The organism is Nonomuraea recticatena (assembly GCF_039533245.1).
Lineage (GTDB): Bacteria > Actinomycetota > Actinomycetes > Streptosporangiales > Streptosporangiaceae > Nonomuraea > Nonomuraea roseola.
The window spans coordinates 214,278-231,655 of record NZ_BAAATE010000004.1 but is presented as its reverse complement, the minus strand read 5'-3'; the positions used below and the strand labels follow the sequence as shown (position 1 = coordinate 231,655).

Genomic DNA, 17,378 nt, shown 5'->3' with positions numbered 1-17,378 from the left:
CCGCTCCGGAGAGGGCCCGCCTTTGCGCATAGATCTGCCGAGGGGGGCCGGACCCCGGCGCCCTTCGCGGGTGCGGGTCCGGTCCGAATTCCCGCCTCGTCTGCAGGGCGCCCGCCCCACCGGGCGCCCGGGGGAGAACGTGTGGCAGTGTCCTCGAGCAACAAGCCCAACACCAAGCGCACCTACGTGCTGGACACCTCGGTCCTGCTCGCCGACCCGGCGGCGATGACCCGCTTCGCCGAGCATGAGATCGTCCTTCCTATCGTCGTGATCACGGAGTTGGAGGCCAAGCGGCACCATCCCGAGCTCGGCTACTTCGCACGCAAGGCGCTGCGCTACCTCGACGACCTGCGCGTCAAGTACGGCAGGCTCGACGAGCCGATGCCCACGGGCGAGGGCACGATCAGGGTCGAGCTGAACCACAGCGACCCCTCGATCCTGCCCGTCGGGTTCAGGCTGGGCGACAACGACACCCGCATCCTCACCGTGGCGCGCACACTCGCCGCCGAGGGCAAGGACGTGGTGCTGGTATCCAAGGATCTGCCCATGCGGGTCAAGGCGGCCTCGATCGGCCTGTCGGCGGAGGAGTACCGCGCCGAACTGGTCGTGGAGTCCGGCTGGACCGGCATGGCGGAGATCCAGGTCACCACCGAGGACGTCGAGACGCTCTTCGACAAGGGGACCGCCGACCTGGAGGAGGCGCGAGAGCTGCCCACCCACACCGGCCTACGGCTGCTGTCGAGCAGAGGCTCGGCGCTCGGCAGGGTGCTGCCGGACAAGTCCGTACGGCTGGTCAGAGGCGACAGGGAGGCGTTCGGCCTGCACGGCCGCTCCGCCGAACAGCGCATCGCCCTCGACCTCCTCATGGACCCCGAGGTGGGCATCGTCTCCCTCGGCGGCAGGGCGGGCACCGGCAAGTCCGCGCTGGCGCTCTGCGCGGGCCTGGAGGCCGTCCTGGAGCGCCGCCAGCACCGCAAGGTGGTGGTCTTCCGCCCGCTCTACGCGGTCGGCGGCCAGGAGCTCGGCTACCTGCCCGGCAGTGAGGGCGAGAAGATGGGCCCGTGGGCGCAGGCCGTCTACGACACCCTGGGCGCGGTCACCACGCCCGAGGTGATCGAGGAGGTCCTCGACAGGGGCATGCTGGAGGTCCTGCCGCTCACCCACATCCGCGGCCGCTCGCTGCACGACGCCTTCGTGATCGTGGACGAGGCGCAGTCGCTGGAGCGCGGGGTGCTGCTGACGGTGCTGAGCCGCATCGGGGCCAACTCCAGGGTCGTGCTCACCCACGACATCGCCCAGCGCGACAACCTCAGGGTCGGCAGGCACGACGGCGTGGTCGCGGTGGTGGAGAAGCTCAAGGGGCACCCGCTGTTCGCCCACGTCACGCTGACCAGGTCCGAGCGCTCGCCGATCGCCGCCCTGGTGACCGAGATGCTGGAGGACATCACGATGTAGCGGCCGCTAGGAGGGCGCGCCTGCGGGAGCCAGATCGTGGAACTCCTTGCAGGTGCGCCTGCCGCTCGTCGTCGAGGGTGCGACGGTCCTGGCGATGTTGACCTGCACCTTGGAGATGTCGGTGCGCAGCCGCGCGGTGCAGACGATCTGGGCCAGCGCCACGCGGCTGAGCTCCCGCTCGCCCTGCAGGGTGACGTAGAGGACGAGGCTCCTGGTCTCGGAGGGGTCCAGTCGCTGCTGCCTGCCGACGGGCTCGGCCTCGGCGTCCTGGTAGCGCATGCCGTACAGGTCGGTGTCCTGGCCCGACTCCACAGGGTGGTTGGCCAGGTCCATGAGCGTGCGCATGAGGTCTTCGGCGGTCTTGCCCGGGACCCTGACGCGCTGCTGCACCAACCGTCCCTTCTTGATCAGGTAGACCTGGGAGAAGATGGGCTCGGTGCTGATCACGGGCGGCGAGCCGAGCGAGGAGACGGCTGTCGGGCTGATGCCGCAGCCGGTGAGCAACGTCAGGCAGGTCAGGAGAGGGAGCGCCCGTCTCATGCGTGCGGCAGCCAGACCGTGAACAGGGTGCCCGGCTGCTGGCGGCGGACCGAGATCGTGCCGCCGTGCAACTGGGCGTTGGCCCGCGCGATCGAGAGCCCGAGCCCGCTGCCCTGGCTCCTGACCCGCCCCGTGCCCACCTTGAAGAAGCGGTCGAAGACGTGCGGCAGCGCCTCGGGCGGGATGCCCTCGCCGTGGTCTCGCACCTTCACCTCCAGTCCGTTGGGCGTGCTCCGGGCGGTGATCAGGACCGGCTGGCCGCCGTGCTTGAGCGCGTTGCCGACCAGGTTGGCCACGATGACGTCGAACCTGCGCGGATCGAGGTTGGCGACCACGCCCGCGGGCGCCTGGACCCTGACGTCGTCGCTCCAGCCGCGCACCTCGAGGCTGTCGCAGATGGCGTCGGCCACGTCGACGGACTCCAGCGCCAGCGTCGCGGTGCCGGCGTCGAACCTGCTCACCTCGATCAGGTGTTCCACCAGCTCCCTGAGCCTGCCCACCTCCGACAGCACCAGCCGTACGGCCTTGGCGGGCTGCTCGGGCAGCCGCTCGGCCTCCTCGGCCAGCATGTCGGCCACGGCGGTCATCGCGGTCAGCGGGGTGCGCAGCTCGTGCGAGACGTCGGCGACGAACCTGCGCGACATCGCCTCCAGCGCGCGCAGCTCCGACACGCTGAGCTCCAGGGCGGCAGCGGCGTCGTTGAAGTGGGCGGTCAGCTCGGCCAGCTCGTCCTTGCCGCGCACGGGCAGGCGCGTGTCGAGCCTGCCTCTTCCGAGCGCCTGCGCCGCGGCGCTGAGCCTGCCCACAGGGAGCAGCACGTGCCTGGCCGACACCAGGGCGACCGTCAGGGCGATCAGCAGCGTGATGCCGCCCGCCTGGGCGAAGGCCTCCCTGAGGTTGGCCAGCGTGCGCTCCTCCTCGCTGAGCGAGACGAACTCGAAGACCAGCAGCCCGGTCGGGCGGGCGACGTCGTCGGTGCCCGCGCGGTAGACCTGCGTGCCGAGGACGAGCCACAGCGCGCCGTCGATCATCCTGCGCTGGCTCACCAGCTTGCTGCGGGCCTGTCCCCGCAGCTCACCCGTGACGTCGCCGCCGCCGAAGAGGCCCTCGTCGTCGCGGTAGTACTGGTCCTGGTACTCCAGCAGGGTGTGCCGGTCGGGCCCCGCGAGCGCGTTGGCGAGGTTGGTGAGCTCCTCGCTGCTCGGCGGCACCTCGCCTGGGCGCAGCTCGCCGACGGCGAAGTCGATGCGCTCGAGGTCCTTGGTGAGGTCGTCGACCGCGGTCTTCGTCGTCCTCTCGATCAGCGCGCCCTTGGCCAGCTCGAAGCCGATGCCCGCGACCAGCGCGGAGGCCGCCACGGCGACGACGGTGAAGGTGATGACCAGCCGGCCGCGCAGGCCGGTGAGGAAAGCGATCACGGTGGGCTGAACCGGTAGCCGAAGCCGCGCACGGTGTGGATGAACGCCGGTTCGGCCGGCCGGGGTTCGATCTTGGCCCGCACCCGCTGCACGCAGGCGTCGACGAGGCGGGAGTCGGCCACGTGGGTGTGGTCCCAGACCACGCGCAGCAGGTAGCGCCGGTTGAGCACCTGCCCGGGGTGGCGGACCAGCTCCAGCAGCAGCCGCAGCTCGGTGGGGGTGAGGTGGATCTCCTTGCCCGCCAGACTCACCTTGAGCGCGCCCCTGTCGATGACCAGGTCGCCGAAGGAGATGCGGTCGGAGGTGGCCGACTCGGCCCTGCGCAGGATCGCCCTGATGCGCGCGTCGAGCACCCTGGGCTCGACCGGCTTGACGACGTAGTCGTCGGCGCCCGCCTCGAGCCCGACGACCACGTCGAGGTCGTCGCCCCTGGCGGTGAGCAGGATGACGGGGAGCTGGTCGAGCCTGCGGATGCGCCTGCACACCTCGACCCCGTCGATGCCCGGCAGCATGACGTCGAGGATGGCGATCTCGGGCCGGCGCGACCTCACGTGATCGAGAGCCTCCTCCCCGGTCGCGTAGGAGGTGACGGAGTGCCCCTGGCGGGTCAGTGCCAGCTCGAGCGCCGTCCGCACGGAGGGGTCGTCTTCGACCAGGAGGATTCCTGCCACGGGCACATTATTCTTCCAACCTGGGAAAATCCGTTCCGTGTCATGAAACTGTGACATCTCGTGCACAAGACCACAAAAAACCTTAGACAGCCTGGGGGAGGTCCACCCTTCGGGGCGGGGGCACGAGGGGCGGACCCTCATCACGTGTGACGAAAATCACAAGATTTGAAAACGCCTGGTTGGTCAAGGGAACGCCAACTTAATGCCACGTTTCGGTTGCCAACCACCCCCCGGGACAGGGCAAGCTCATAGGTCGTGAGCCCAGGTCCGCAGTTGAGTGAGCGCCCCGCGCCCGAGGTGCCCCATGGTCGGCGCCGGTCGGCCCGTTCCTCCGTGCTGACCCCGAAGCGCGTCCTGATCGCCGGCCTCGCCATCGTGGTCGTCTTCGGCGGCGGCGGCTTCGTGGCCTACACCGCCTACCAGAACGCGACGGCCCCGCCCAAGCCCGGCCTCACGATGGAGGAGATGAGCGGCCTGTTCGGCGGCGATCCCTTCGCCGAGGACCCCGGTGCCGACGTCATCAAGGCCGCGGCCGTCGACGCCATGCGCAAGGACCAGCTGGCCGACAGCCGCAAGAACAAGCCGAAGCTCAACCCCATCAAGGTCGTCGCCCAGGGCCCCGGCGGCGACGGCATCCCGGCCGCCAACTTCCCCCCTGGCAGCACCCCCTCGCCCGGCAGCAACAAGGCGCTGGCCAAGGGCATGCTCGGCGGGTTCGGCTTCGGCGACGACCAGTGGGGCTGCCTGGAGAAGCTCTGGCACAAGGAGAGCGGTTGGAACGAGCGGGCCATGAACCGCTACTCAGGCGCCTACGGCATCCCGCAGTCGCTGCCGGGCAGCAAGATGGCCAGCGCCGGCGCCGACTGGCAGACCAACGCGGCCACCCAGATCAAGTGGGGACTGGGTTACATCAAGGGCCGTTATGGCACGCCCTGTGGTGCGTGGAGCCATTCCATGGCAAGGGGCTGGTACTGACACCCTCTGCGATGGGCAAGTCCACTCGCGGTCGGGGGAATGGCGGCTCACGCTTGGCCGTGTGAAGGTCAGTGTGATCGTGAATGTTCACAATCCCGGCAACACCGCCGACGCCTGCATCCGTTCCGTCCTGGAACAGACGCTGCCACCGGACGACTATGAAGTGATCTTCGTGGACGACGGCTCCACGGACGGGATCGCTGAACGGCTCGACACGGTCGCCTCGGCCAGGCCCAACGTCCGGGTCCTGCACCTGCCTCATACCGGCTCGGTGATGCGCGGTCGCAACGTGGGCGTCGCCAGCGCCACGGGTGAGTACGTCTACCTGCTCGACCAGCGCGACAGGCTCGAGCGCGGGGCCCTGAAGCTGATGTACGAGCGGGCCGTCGAGTGTGACTCCGACGTGCTGATCGGCAGGCTCGTGCGCGACGGCGGCCGGCCGATCGCGGCCTTCGAGGTCAACAGGGCGCGCGCCGACGTGGTGCGCGACAAGCTGCTCACGCTGCTCACCCCGCACAAGCTCTGCAGGAAGGCCTTCCTCGAGGAGCACATGATCGGCTTCGCCGTCCCCGGTGGGAAGGTGGCCGAGCAGACCTTCTCGGTACGCGCCTACCTGGCCGCCAAGGTGGTCACGGTGCTGGCCGACGAGGTCTGCTGCCACCTGGGCGAGCCGGAGGAGAGGCCTGACGACGAGCCCTTGGTGGTGGCCGCCGAACTGCGCGCGCTGCTCGACGTCATCGACGCGGGCACGGAGGCCGGCCGCCAGCGCGACAAGATGTACGCCCATTGGTTCCGCTCGACCGTGCTGCGCCTGTTCAGGAGCGCCAGGTTCACCAGGTCCTCGGTGGACAGAGGGCTGTTCTTCACCACCTTCAGGAAACTGACGCTGGAGCGCTTCCCCGAGAGGCTCGACCGCTACCTGCCCGTCCATCTGCGCGCGATGGCCGTCCTGCTCAGGGCGGGCCGGCTGGACCAGCTCATCAGCTTCGGCGCCGACTCGCGCCGCAGCGCCCTCAGGACCGACCTGAGCGAGGTGAGCTGGGTGGGCGGTGTGCTGGAGCTCGGCCTGGCGGTGGAGGTCCACACGCACGCGGGTGAGCCCGCCCGCTTCCGCGAGGACGGCGACAGGCTCCACTGGCGGCCTCCTGGCTCGGTCGACCACACCCTGCTGCCCGACGAGGTCACCGACGTCACGGACGCCGTCGCGCGCGCCCGCATCGACGTCTACCTCAGGCACCAGGACACGGGAGACGTCTACTTCGTCCCCGTGACCAGCGAGGCCGTGCGCATCCACGAGCGCGGCAGGGTGCGCGTCCAGGTTCACGGCAGGGCGCGCGTCGACGTCGCCACCGGGGCCGTCGGCGAGCCGCTGCCCTCGGGACAGTGGGAGATCCACGTCAGGATGTACGGCGGAGCGCACCGGGCCTCCTCCAGGATCAGCAGGCCCGACGGCCCGCTCACCTGTCTGGGCGTGCTGGCCGAGCACCCGAGAAGGCGTCTGGTCGTGCCGTGCTGGAGCGACTCGGGCGAGCTGGGGCTGTGCGTCGAGCCCAGGAGCTTCTCCGAGTCGATCGCCCTCGTCTCGGCCGCCGCGACCGTCACCAAGCGCGAAGGACACGTCTTCGTGGTGGTGCCGGTGCCGTACGTGCCGCCGAGCGGAGGTCCCGCCCTGGAGCTGGTGCTGCGCGACACCTCACGCAGGGCGCGCGAGGTCAGCGTGCCCGCCCTGGTCGAGCCGGGACTGCCGGGCAAGACGGCAGGTCAGCTGGTCGCCAAGGTGCCCGTCAAGCGGTTCATGCCGGGCCCGGAGCACGTGGGGCCGGGCGCATGGCTGACCTCGCTGCGCGCGGAGGACAGCGAGACCGGCCTGCGCTTCGCCCTGGAGATGCGCCGAGGCAGGGTCGAGGTCAGGCCGGCCACCGCGGTCGACCCCGAGTACAACCCGCTGGGCCACGACACGGCGCTGCGCAGGCTGGCCCGGCGCGTGCCAGGAGCCCGGTACGCCGTACGGCTGGTACGGGCGAGCACGCACCGCTACCTGCGCGACTGAAGGTGCTCGACCAGCAGCCTGCGGAACTCCTCGGGGCGCTCGAGATGCGGGCTGTGCCCGCACGCGGCGAGCACGACCTCCCGGTAGTCGCCGTAGCGCTCCAGCACCGCCCTGGTCTGGGTGACCATGGGCTGGGCGGGGGTGCCGGGTGAGCCAGGCACGACGCCGAGCAGTCCGAGCTGGGCCAGGTCGAACGGCGAGGCGTCGGAGACGATCACGTCGTCGGCGCCCCTGATCCACAGGATCGGCGGGCGGGGCTCGACGCTGTGCAGGTCGTCCAGGCGGAAGTGGGTCGGGGCGAGGGCGTTGAGCACGCCCCTGGCACCGGGCCTGACGCCGGGCCACGCCTCGGAGGTGACGGCGTCGCCGGGGTAGTTGTCCTCACCGACCCTGGTGGTCAGCATCGAGGCGACGTAGAAGTCCTCGTCGGCGACGGGCCCCGCGACGTACGAGGTGCGGAAGACGGTGCGCGGCGAGGTGGGCGCCTCGTCCGACGTGTCACCCTTCGCCAGCCTGGCCACGAAGTCGGGGTTGGCGGCGCCCGCGCCCGCTCCGGTGCCGTCGGCGTGGGTGAGCAGGCCGTCGGGGCCCTCTGTTCCGCTGTAGCCGTACGGGGAGACGGGGTTGACCAGCGTGAGGGAGCGGACCATGGCGGGACGGTCGCGCAGGAGCTGCATCACGACGCCGCCGCCCATGCTCCAGCCGACCAGGTGGACGGGGCCGAGCTCCATGGCCTCGACGAGCTCGGCCAGGTCGTCGGAGAAGTCGCGAAGGCCGCGGGTGGCGTCCACGGGAGCGGGATCGCTCTCGCCGAAGCCGCGCAGGTCGGCCGCGAGCGCGCGGTAGCCCTCCGGCATGGCGGCGAGCGTGTCGCGCCAGAACGCGGCGGAGGAGACGTTGCCGTGGACGAACAGCACGGGCTCGCCCTCGGCGCTCGGCCCCTCCAGCACGTTCTGCGTCAGTCGCGAGGTGGCGACCTTCATACCTTGATCTTCTCCGCGAGGTCGCGGCCCTGGGTCTCGCGGGCCGCGTAGACCGCCACCAGGGTCAGCACGGCGGCGACGGCCAGGTAGACCGCGATCGGGACCCAGCTGCCGAACTGCTGCAGGAGCCTGACGGCGATGACGGGCGCGAGCGCTCCGGCCACGATCGCCGACAGCTGGGCGCCGATCGACACGCCCGTGTAGCGCATCCGCGTGCCGAACAGCTCGGAGAAGAAGGCGGCCTGCGGGCCGTACATCATGCCGTGGAAGAGCAGGCCCACGGTGATGGCCAGGGTGATCGCCAGGAAGCCGCCGGTGTTGATCAGCGGGAAGAAGGCGAAGATCCACACCCCGATGCCCGCTGCGCCCGCCAGGTAGACGGGGCGACGGCCGACCCGGTCGGACAGCGCGCCCCACAGCGGGATCGTGATGAAGTGGATCGCCGAGGCGATGAGGACGGCGTTAAGGATGGTCGCCTTGTCCAGCTTCACGACGGTCGTGCCGTAGGTGATGACGAAGACGGTGATCAGGTAGAAGGAGATGTTCTCGGCCATGCGGGCGCCGATCGCGACCAGCACGTCGCGCCAGTGGTGCCTGATCACGCCCGCGATCGGCGTCTTGTCCTCCAGCGGGGGAGCCTGCTGGAAGACCGGCGACTCGCTGATGGAGAGCCTGATCCACAGGCCGACCATCACGAGCACGCCCGACAGCAGGAACGGCACGCGCCAGCCCCACGACAGGAACGCCTCGTCGGACTGGAAGGCGGCCAACAGCGCCAGCACGCCGGTGGCCAGCAGGTTGCCGCCGGGGGCGCCGGCCTGCGGCCACGAGGCCCAGAAGCCGCGCCTGCCCGCGTCGCCGTGCTCGGAGACGATGAGCACCGCGCCGCCCCACTCGCCGCCCAGCGCGAAGCCCTGCACCAGGCGGAGCGCGGTCAGCAGCAGCGGAGCCGCGCCGCCGATGGCCGCGTGCGTGGGCAGGCAGCCGATGAGGAAGGTCGCCACGCCCATCATGAGCAGGCTGATGACCAGCAGCGTCTTGCGGCCGAGGCGGTCGCCGAAGTGGCCGAAGACCAGGCCGCCGAGCGGGCGGGCCACGAAGCCGACGGCGTAGGTGAGGAACGCGAGGAGCGTGCCGGTCAGCGGGTCGGAGTCGGGGAAGAACAGGACGTTGAAGACGAGCGCCGCCGCCGAGCCGTACAGGAAGAAGTCGTACCACTCGATGGTGGTGCCGATCAGGCTCGCGGCCACGATCTTTTTGATACTCATAGCTTCGCCTTTTCTGGGGGGTTTCGCCCACGGTAAAGAGTGACCGGCGTCACTTATATGGGCGTCGGCCCCACAGTCCCTGCCGTGGATATGTGGCGAAGACGGAGGGCGAGCTGGATCTCCAGCGCGCGCTCGGGCTCCTGCCAGCCGTCGCCGAGCAACCTGCCGACCCTGTCGAGGCGCTGCGTGACGGTGTTGACGTGGATGTGCATGACCTCGGCTGTGCGCGAGGGCGAGCCGCCCTGGGCGAAGTAGGCGGCGAGCGTGCTCAGCAGGGCCGTGCCCCTGCGCTCGTCGTAGTCGATGACCGGGCCGAGCGCGGCCGAGACGAAGGCGCCGACGTCGCGGCCCTCGCCGATCAGCAGGCCGACGAAGCCCAGCTCGGCCGCGCTGGCGCCGTCGCCCGCCCTGCCGAGGGCCATGAGCGACTCGGCGCAGCGCAGCGCCTCCCTGTGGGCTCTCGGGACGTGCGTGGGCTCGGTGATGGGTCCTGAGGCTCCGGCGGTCGCGGCCGAGCCCAGGGAGGCGCTCAGCTCGCTCGCGACCCGCTGGGCGGCGGCGCCGGGGTCGCTGCCCGGCACCAGGAGCACCACCTCCTGGCCGCGCGCGGCCGCCAGGCCTCTGGAGATCGCCGCATGGGAGGAGGCCCAGAACGCGGCCCGCTCGCGCTGACCGTCGTGTCTGGCCACGACCAGCACGTGCGGCGCCGACAGGTCGACGCCGAGCCTGCGGGCGCGGTCGGTGAGACCGCGCGGGTCGTCCGCGGCGCGGGAGATGAGGTCGTCGAGCAGCTCGCCGCGCACCCTGCCCTCCGCCTCCGCGACGCTTCTGCGGAACAGCAGCAACAGCGCGCAGACCAGCGCCGCCCGCTCCAGGATGCGCTCGTCGGCGTCGTCGCTCCTCAGGACCAGCGTGCACAGCGGCGCGCTGGCGCTGATCATGAGGTTGCCCCTCCTGACCGTGCGGCCGGGCACCGCCTGCTCCAGGACGCCGTCCTCCACCTCGCCGACCAGCGGCCGTCCCGTCTCGTCGAGGACGGCGAGCGTGCCGCCGAGCACCTCGGTGACCACGGCCGCCACGTCCTCGATGCCGCCGCCGCGCAGCACCAGCCCCGTCATCCTGTCGTGGGCCAGCGCGGCCCGCTCCACGGCGTCGCTGTGCTCCCTGGCGATCCTGTGCGCGTGGGAGAGCTCGTCGAGGGCGTTGCGCGTCTCCTGCAGCAGCCTCGCGTTGTCGATCGCGACTGCCGCGTGGGCGGCGAGGCTGGCCAGCAGCGAGACCTCCTCCTGCGCGAACGGCCTGGCGCTGCGGTTGGCGGCCATGAGCACGCCGATCACCCTGCGGCCCAGGCGCAGCGGCACGCCGAGGATGGCGACCAGGCCCTCCTCCTTGACCGCGTGGTCGATCTCGGCGGTGTGCCTGAAGCGGGCGTCGGCGAAGTAGTCGGCGGTGGAGTACGGCGTCGCCGTCTGGGCCACCAGGCCGCCGAGGCCCGCGCCCATCGCCAGTCTGAGCACGCGGAAGGCGGCCGAGATCGAGCCGTCGGTGACCCGCATGTAGGTGTCGCCCCTGTCGGGGTCGTGCAGCGTCATGTAGGCCGTGTCGGTGCCCAGCAGCTGCCTCGCCCTGTGGACGATGGCCTCGAGCACGGCGTCGAGGTCGCGCAGCCCCGCCAGGTCGCCCGCGGTGTCGTAGAGCGCGCTCAGCTCGGCCTCGCGCCTGGCCCTGCGCCGCAGCAGCGCGCGGACCTTGAGCGCCCTCAGCTTGGCCTCTTCGAGCTCCTCGAGCACCTGCGGGCTGGCGCCCTCGGCCCTGGCCTTGAGTATCGGGCCCTCGAACTCGACCGCCGAGGCCTCTCTGGCCAGCAGGTCGAGGAAGGCTAGCGAGCCGTCCATCCACCGTCCACGGGAAGGGAGACGCCGGTGATGAAGGAGCCGTTGGGGCCGCACAGGTAGGCGACCAGCTCGGCCACCTCCTCTGGCTCGATCAGCCGCTTGAGCGCGGCGGGCTGGAGCATGACCTGCTCGACGACCTCGCTCTCGGGGATGCCGTGCGAGACGGCCTGGGCGGCGATCTGCCTCTCGACCAGCTCGGTGCGCACGTAGCCGGGGTTCACGCACGTGGAGGTCACGCCCTTGGCGGCGCCTTCGAGTGCGATGACCTTCGACAGTCCCTCCAGGCCGTGCTTGGCCGTGACGTAGGCCGACTTGTACGGCGAGGCCCTGAGCCCGTGGACGGAGGAGATGTTGACCACGCGGCCCCAGCCCCTGGCGTACATCCCCGGTAGCAGGTGCCTGGCCAGCAGGAACGGCGCCTCCAGCATGACCTTGAGCATCGTGGCGAAGACCTCGGGAGGGAACTCCTCGATCGGCGCCACGTGCTGGAAGCCCGCGTTGTTCACCAGGATGTCGACGGGCTCGTGGGGCAGCTCGCCGAGGAAGCCTTCACGCGAGAGGTCGGCGGTGACCGCGACCCCTCCCGTCTCCTTCGCCACGCGCTCGGCGGCCTCGGCCGACCTGTCGACGACCAGCACCCTGGCGCCCGCCGAGGCCAGCCTGACGGCGCACGCCCTGCCGATGCCGCTTCCCGCCCCCGTCACCAGGGCGGTCCGCCCGGCCAGCTCCTCCGTCATGTCTCGGACCCTAGCCGCTTCTCCTCGCACGGCACATGGAGCCCGGCCACATACCTCTCCGGGCTCATGTGTGTCTCAGGACATCTTGATGAGGCCGCCCGCGAAGGCCTTCTGGCTCAGCGCGCCCAGCTTGACCACCGAGCTGGGATACACGCTGCCGCAGCTGGTGTCCTGGGCGACCAGATCGGGCCTGATCACCGCGGAGTCGATGACGCCCTGGCCGTACCCCATGAGGAAGGAGCGCAGCTCGACGGGGGTGGGATCGACGCCCTCCTCCTCGATCGACCTGTCGATCTCCGCGACCTCCTTGGCGATCGCGTCGGACAGCGCGCGGTCCTGGGCCGCCTGGGCCAGGATGTCGCGGCCGAACCGGGCGTAGATGTGTTCAAGGGGCGTGGCTGCCAGGTGCCGGGTCAGGTCCTTGGTCCTGGCGTTGCGCATGGCCTGGAACAGGCGAAGCATCAGGATCCTCATCTGGTACGTGACGCCCTGCCCGCCTCGGGGTGGCGGGGCGGCGTCACACCTCCTCTCGAAACTCCATGGGGATGTCTTCGACTCGCGAAACCTCATGGAGCCGGAGGCGGGCCGCGCTGCGCCGTCCTGTGCCGTCCTGTGCCGTCCGGGATGTCCACACCGTCTCCTTCGGGACCCCGCCTGAGCGCGGCCTGCCACACCGGCGCGCCGGTCGATCCACGGCCGATGAATACCCCGCCTGCCGACGGTGCCGACGCCTTCCGCGCGAACGCAATGCTGTTGTTGCCGGCCGAGGGAACCATTCGCACGCTATCGGTCACCCCTTCGTCAGACGGGATCGGCGGTTGCCGACGCCTTCCTCTGACGACCACTTTGCGCGATCGGATGACTACGTTGGCGAATCGTTATCGAACTTGGGGTAACCGATCCCGGCGAGACGGCGGGCGGGGATCGGTCACCCCGGGGAACGGCTACTGGGAGGGGCGTGTCATGGACAGGACGTCGAGGGCCGCGTCCAGCTCGCTCTCGGTGAGGGTGCCGTTGGCGACGTGACCGCGCTCGATCACCACCTGGCGGATGGTCTTGCGCTCGGCCAGCGCCTGCTTGGCGATCTTGGCGGCCTCCTCGTAGCCGACATGACGGTTGAGCGGCGTGACGATCGAGGGGGAGGACTCGGCGTACTCCCTCAGCCGCTCGGTGTTGGCGGTGATCCCCGAGACGCAGCGGTCGGCGAGCAGGCGGGAGACGTTGGCCAGCAGGCGGATCGACTCCAGGATGTTCCTGGCGATGACGGGGAGCATGACGTTCAGCTCGAAGGTGCCGGAGGCGCCCGCGAAGGTGATCGCGGCGTCGTTGCCGATGACCTGGGCCGCGACCATGGCCGTGGCCTCGGGGATCACCGGGTTGACCTTGCCAGGCATGATGGACGAGCCGGGCTGCAGGTCGGGCAGGTTGATCTCGCCGAGCCCTGCCCTGGGGCCCGAGCCCATCCACCGCAGATCGTTGGCGATCTTGTTGAGGGAGACCGCGACGACCTTGAGCTGACCCGACAGCTCGACGATCGCGTCCTGCGCGCTCTGGGCCTCGAAGTGGTCCTCGGCCTCGACGAACCTGATGCCCGTCGCCTCGCTGAGCTTCTCGATGGCCTTCGCGGCGAAGCCGGGAGGGGTGTTGATGCCGGTGCCCACGGCGGTGCCGCCCAGCGGGAGCTCGACGACGTGGCGAAGGGCCGAGTTGACGCGGTTGACGCCGTGCTCGACCTGCGAGGCGTAGCCGCCGAACTCCTGGCCGAGCGTCACGGGGGTGGCGTCCATGAGGTGGGTCCTGCCGGACTTCACCGTCTGCGCGAACTCCGTCGCCTTGACCCTCAGCGCGATGGCCAGGTGCTGGAGCGAGGGCACCAGGTGGAAGACGACCTCGGTGGCGGCCGCGACGTGGATGGAGGTGGGGAAGACGTCGTTGGACGACTGCGAGGCGTTGACGTGGTCGTTCGGGTGCACGGGACGGCCGAGCCGCTCCTGCGCGAGCGTGGCGACGACCTCGTTGACGTTCATGTTCGAGGAGGTGCCCGAGCCGGTCTGGAACACGTCGATGGGGAAGTGCTCGTCGTACTCGTTCTCCGCCACGTCGGCCGCCGCCTGGGCGATGGCCTCCGCCACGTCCTTGTCGAGCACGCCGAGCTCGGCGTTCACCTCGGCCGCGACCGCCTTGATCAGGCCGAGCGCGGCGATGTGGGCGGGCTCCAGGCGCCGTCCCGAGATGGGGAAGTTCTCCACGGCCCGCTGGGTCTGCGCGCGCCATCTGGCGTCCGCGGGGACGCGCACCTCGCCCATGGAGTCGTGCTCGATCCGAAACTCACTCATGTCCCAAGTCTGTGCGATCCGGATCGAGCGCGAGGCGTCGGGGTCAGCCCGAGACGGCGGAGATGACCAGAATCGCGATCACGGCAAGGGCGACGATGGCGACGCCGATGAGGATGAGGACTCCCGCGCGGTTGCCCTCCTTCTCCTGGGCGGACTGTCCCGCGATCGCGAACAGGTCGGTGCCGAGGCCTGGCTGCCTGTCGGGGTGGTCGCTCCCGTAGCCGCGCGGCGGAGCGGCGGGCACGGGGGTGCCGGGCCCGCCGGGCGCGCGGTGCGCCACGGTGTCGCCCGGGGCTCCAGGACCGCCGTTGTACGGGAGCGCTCCCTGAGGGCCCGCGTACCCGGAACGCCCGGCTCCCGGCTGACCGCCCGGACCGCCGTGTCCTGGACCGCCGTGCCCTGGACCGCCGTGCCCCGGCCCGCCGTGTCCCGGCCCGCCGGGGCCCGGGTGGCCGGTGGGCCCGCCATGGCCTGCCTGGGGACCAGGCTGGGGGCCATGCGGGGGAGCCGGCGGCGTGGGCGGCCCGGCCTGCCCGTGGGGGCCGCCAGGTCCGCCGGGACCAGGACGCTGGTCGGGGCCGGCCGGCCGCTGGTTGGAGCCGCTCGGGCGGGTGTCGGCGTTGGCGGGCCCCGAGAAGGCGCCTGGCCCGCCGGGGCCCGCGGGCGCTCCGAACGCGCCCGCGCCGCCCTGGGCGGGAGGGCCTGAGAAGGCTCCGGCGCCCGAAGGGGGACCTGCGAAGGCGCCTGACCCCTGGGGGCGCCCCGGCCCGCCAGGCGTTCCAGGACCGTCAGGCCGGCCAGGGCCGGCCGTACCGGGGCCGCTCGCGGCGGCGGGCGGCGGGTAGACGGGCTTGCCGGGCAGGCCCGTGGAGGGGATCGACAGTCGCGAGGTGACGATGGCGCTCTGATCGTCCTGCTCGGAGGGCTTGGGGCGCTGCACAGTCATCGTCCTGTCGGGGTCGAAGTCCTCCATGACCTTGGGGATGTCGCTGGTGGGCGTGTCGGCCACCATCCGCAACATGGTCTCGGTCGTGGCCGCGGTGAGCCGCTGGCGGTGGTCCTTGTGGAGCATGCCCTCCAGCACCGGACGGAGCGGCCCGGCCTGCGTGGGAGCGTCGACGTTCTCGGTCATGAGGGCGGCCAGCGTCTCGGCCACCGTCGCGCGCTCGTAGGCCGGCCTGCCCTCCACCGCGAAGTACAGCGTCGCGCCGAGCGACCAGATGTCGGACTCGGGGCCGGTGTACTCGCCGCGGGCCCGCTCGGGCGCGGTGTAGCCGGGGGAGCCGATCACCATGCCGGTCTTGGTGAGCCTGGTGTCGCCCTCCGCCTTGGCGATGCCGAAGTCGGTCAGGACGACCCTGCCGTTCTCGGTGATCAGCACGTTGCCCGGTTTGACGTCGCGGTGCGTGACGCCCTGCCCGTGGGCGGCGCGCAGCGCGCCCAGCAGGTCGACGCCGATCTCGGCGACGAGACGGGGCGGCAGCGGGCCCTCCTCCTCGATCACCTGCTCCATGGAGCGGGCCTCGACGAGCTCCATGATGATCCATGGACTGTTGTCCTGGATGAGCACGTCGTGGATCGAGGCCACGGAGGGATGGCTGATCCGCGCGGCGGTGCGGCCCTCACGGACCATGCGCTCGCGCAGTTCGGCACGCTGCTCCTCGGTGAGCCCGGGATCCTGGCGGATCTCCTTGATCGCGACCTCGCGGCCGAGGGCGCGGTCGTGGGCCCGCCAAACGGTCCCCATGGTCCCCCGGCCGATCGGTGTGATCAGCTCATAGCGCTCCGCGAGCAGGCGCTTCTGCTGTTCCGGCATGAGAAGAAGATATCTATTCTCGCTTGGATAACGCTTTACCCACGCTTGCGAAGTTCGCGGGGCCAAAAGCGCCTAGGAAGGAACAACTTTATCACTTTGGCTACAAACCGGGCGTAACCGGACGGTGCAGGGCGCTGCTCCATGACCTTCCGATGCACTCCCTCACCCGGCTTGCGGTGGGTGCGCGGCATGGGAACGACGGGGGTCGGCGCGGTGGTCTCCGCCCTGTGCAGACCGCGATGCGTGGGCCGGCGCGCGGGACCCGGGCGCGCGATCCTGCCCCTGGTCGTCAGCGGCTCCTCGGCCGAACCTCCGGCCGCGACCCTGGCCAGCATCAGCGAGGCTCGCACCGAGTCGAGGCGGGTGGCGGGGTCGATCCGCAGCAGCGCGTCGAGCACGGGGGCCAGCGGCCCCGCCTTGACCATGGGGATCGGCTCGCCGCTGGTGAGCGCGGCCAGCGCGGCCGCCGCCGTTCGCCTGCCGTGCAGGCCCCTGCCCTCGACGGCGGTGTAGAGGGTCGCGCCGAGCGACCACAGGTCGCCCGCGGGGCTGGCCTTCGAGCCGAGCACCCGCTCGGGGGCGATGTAGCCGGCCGAGCCGAGCACGATGCCCGCCTGCGTGATGGAGGCGTCGCCCTCCATGGCGGCCAGGCCGAAGTCGGTGAGGACGGCGCGGTCCTCGGTGACGAGCACGTTGCTGGGCTTGACGTCGCGATGCAGGATGCCCTTGGCGTGGACGGCGCGCAGCGCCCCCAGCACCTGCCTGCCGATCTCGGCGACCCTGCGCGGCGGCAGCGGGCCCTCGTCCTGGATGAGCTGCTCCAGCGACCTGGCCTGGAGCAGCTCCATCACGATCCAGGGCCGCTCGTCCTCGGTGACGACGTCGAAGACGGTGATCACCGAGGGGTGGGCGACCATCGCCGTGGCCCTGCCCTCTCGCTCGGTGCGGGCGCACAACTCCGCCCTGAGCTCCTCGTCGAGGACGGTCGGCAGCCGCACTTCCTTCACCGCAACGTGACGGTCCAGCAACTCGTCGTGCGCTCGCCAAACCGTGCCCATGCCGCCGCGGCCGACCGGCTCCATGAGCCGATAGCGCGCGGCAAGGAGGTAACCGGACGGCGCACGCATGGCAGGCAGCTTACCTATTTGCTGAAACCGACCAGTAGAGGTCGGGCCGATAAAAAGTTGCGAACTTCGGTCAACCAGCCTGACTCGTCACGTCAGCACATCGCTTG

Annotated in this window: 14 protein-coding genes; 3 read left to right on the top strand and 11 right to left on the bottom strand. The window is 70.9% G+C overall.

Features of this window, described 5'->3' with window-relative positions; translation table 11 throughout:
• The first annotated feature begins 141 nt into the window (after positions 1–141).
• Positions 142–1,455 carry an RNA 5'-3' helicase PhoH2 gene (gene phoH2, locus ABFX50_RS09985; RefSeq protein WP_183655325.1) on the top strand — a complete coding sequence of 438 codons (1,314 nt, stop codon included), beginning with the start codon at positions 142–144 and terminating at the stop codon, positions 1,453–1,455.
• A 6-nt stretch (positions 1,456–1,461) separates the two neighbouring features.
• Here the strand turns inward: phoH2 and ABFX50_RS09980 are convergent, their stop codons facing one another.
• Genes ABFX50_RS09980 through ABFX50_RS09970 form a run of 3 tightly spaced genes read right to left on the bottom strand, consistent with a single transcriptional unit; the run spans position 1,462 to position 4,084 of the window.
• Positions 1,462–1,995, bottom strand: coding sequence for a hypothetical protein (locus ABFX50_RS09980; RefSeq protein ID WP_346145239.1), 534 nt, complete (start codon positions 1,993–1,995; stop codon positions 1,462–1,464).
• Entirely contained in the window at positions 1,992–3,413 is a 1,422-nt protein-coding gene (locus ABFX50_RS09975) for an ATP-binding protein (protein WP_346145237.1), read from the bottom strand. Before ABFX50_RS09975 ends, ABFX50_RS09980 begins: the two co-directional genes overlap by 4 nt.
• A complete protein-coding gene (locus tag ABFX50_RS09970) occupies positions 3,410–4,084 on the bottom strand; it encodes a response regulator (RefSeq protein ID WP_346145235.1) in 675 nt (224 codons plus the stop codon). Before ABFX50_RS09970 ends, ABFX50_RS09975 begins: the two co-directional genes overlap by 4 nt.
• A 333-nt stretch (positions 4,085–4,417) precedes the next feature.
• Here ABFX50_RS09970 and ABFX50_RS09965 point away from each other — a divergent pair, with 333 nt between their 5' ends.
• The gene (locus ABFX50_RS09965) at positions 4,418–5,059 is read left to right on the top strand and encodes an aggregation-promoting factor C-terminal-like domain-containing protein (RefSeq protein ID WP_312895798.1); all 642 of its coding nucleotides are present in this window, start codon (positions 4,418–4,420) and stop codon (positions 5,057–5,059) included.
• A 61-nt stretch (positions 5,060–5,120) separates the two neighbouring features.
• The gene (locus ABFX50_RS09960; RefSeq protein ID WP_346145233.1) at positions 5,121–7,109 is read left to right on the top strand and encodes a glycosyltransferase family 2 protein; all 1,989 of its coding nucleotides are present in this window, start codon (positions 5,121–5,123) and stop codon (positions 7,107–7,109) included.
• Here ABFX50_RS09960 and ABFX50_RS09955 read toward each other — a convergent pair.
• From ABFX50_RS09955 to ABFX50_RS09920, 8 genes are all read right to left on the bottom strand, one after another.
• Positions 7,094–8,092 (bottom strand): alpha/beta fold hydrolase, encoded by a 999-nt coding sequence (locus ABFX50_RS09955; RefSeq protein WP_346145231.1) that lies wholly within the window; start codon positions 8,090–8,092, stop codon positions 7,094–7,096. The two genes, ABFX50_RS09960 and ABFX50_RS09955, sit on opposite strands and share 16 nt — an antisense overlap.
• Entirely contained in the window at positions 8,089–9,360 is a 1,272-nt protein-coding gene (locus ABFX50_RS09950; protein ID WP_346129027.1) for an MFS transporter, read from the bottom strand. Before ABFX50_RS09950 ends, ABFX50_RS09955 begins: the two co-directional genes overlap by 4 nt.
• 53 nt (positions 9,361–9,413) lie before the next feature.
• Positions 9,414–11,255 (bottom strand): helix-turn-helix domain-containing protein, encoded by a 1,842-nt coding sequence (locus ABFX50_RS09945; protein ID WP_346145228.1) that lies wholly within the window; start codon positions 11,253–11,255, stop codon positions 9,414–9,416.
• The gene (locus tag ABFX50_RS09940; RefSeq protein WP_346145226.1) at positions 11,240–11,992 is read right to left on the bottom strand and encodes a 3-hydroxybutyrate dehydrogenase; all 753 of its coding nucleotides are present in this window, start codon (positions 11,990–11,992) and stop codon (positions 11,240–11,242) included. The genes ABFX50_RS09945 and ABFX50_RS09940 overlap by 16 nt, the downstream gene beginning before the upstream one ends.
• Before the next feature lie 75 nt (positions 11,993–12,067).
• Complete coding sequence (locus ABFX50_RS09935; protein WP_183655349.1) at positions 12,068–12,454, bottom strand: hypothetical protein; 387 nt, start codon at positions 12,452–12,454, stop codon at positions 12,068–12,070.
• Between the two features lie 482 nt (positions 12,455–12,936).
• A complete protein-coding gene (locus ABFX50_RS09930) occupies positions 12,937–14,328 on the bottom strand; it encodes a class II fumarate hydratase (RefSeq protein ID WP_346145224.1) in 1,392 nt (463 codons plus the stop codon).
• Positions 14,329–14,371: 43 nt separating this feature from the next.
• On the bottom strand, positions 14,372–16,144 hold the full coding sequence (locus ABFX50_RS09925; RefSeq protein ID WP_346145222.1) for a serine/threonine-protein kinase: 1,773 nt from the start codon (positions 16,142–16,144) through the stop codon (positions 14,372–14,374).
• 35 nt (positions 16,145–16,179) lie between these two features.
• Positions 16,180–17,271, bottom strand: coding sequence for a serine/threonine-protein kinase (locus ABFX50_RS09920; protein WP_183655357.1), 1,092 nt, complete (start codon positions 17,269–17,271; stop codon positions 16,180–16,182).
• Positions 17,272–17,378: the final 107 nt, after the last annotated feature.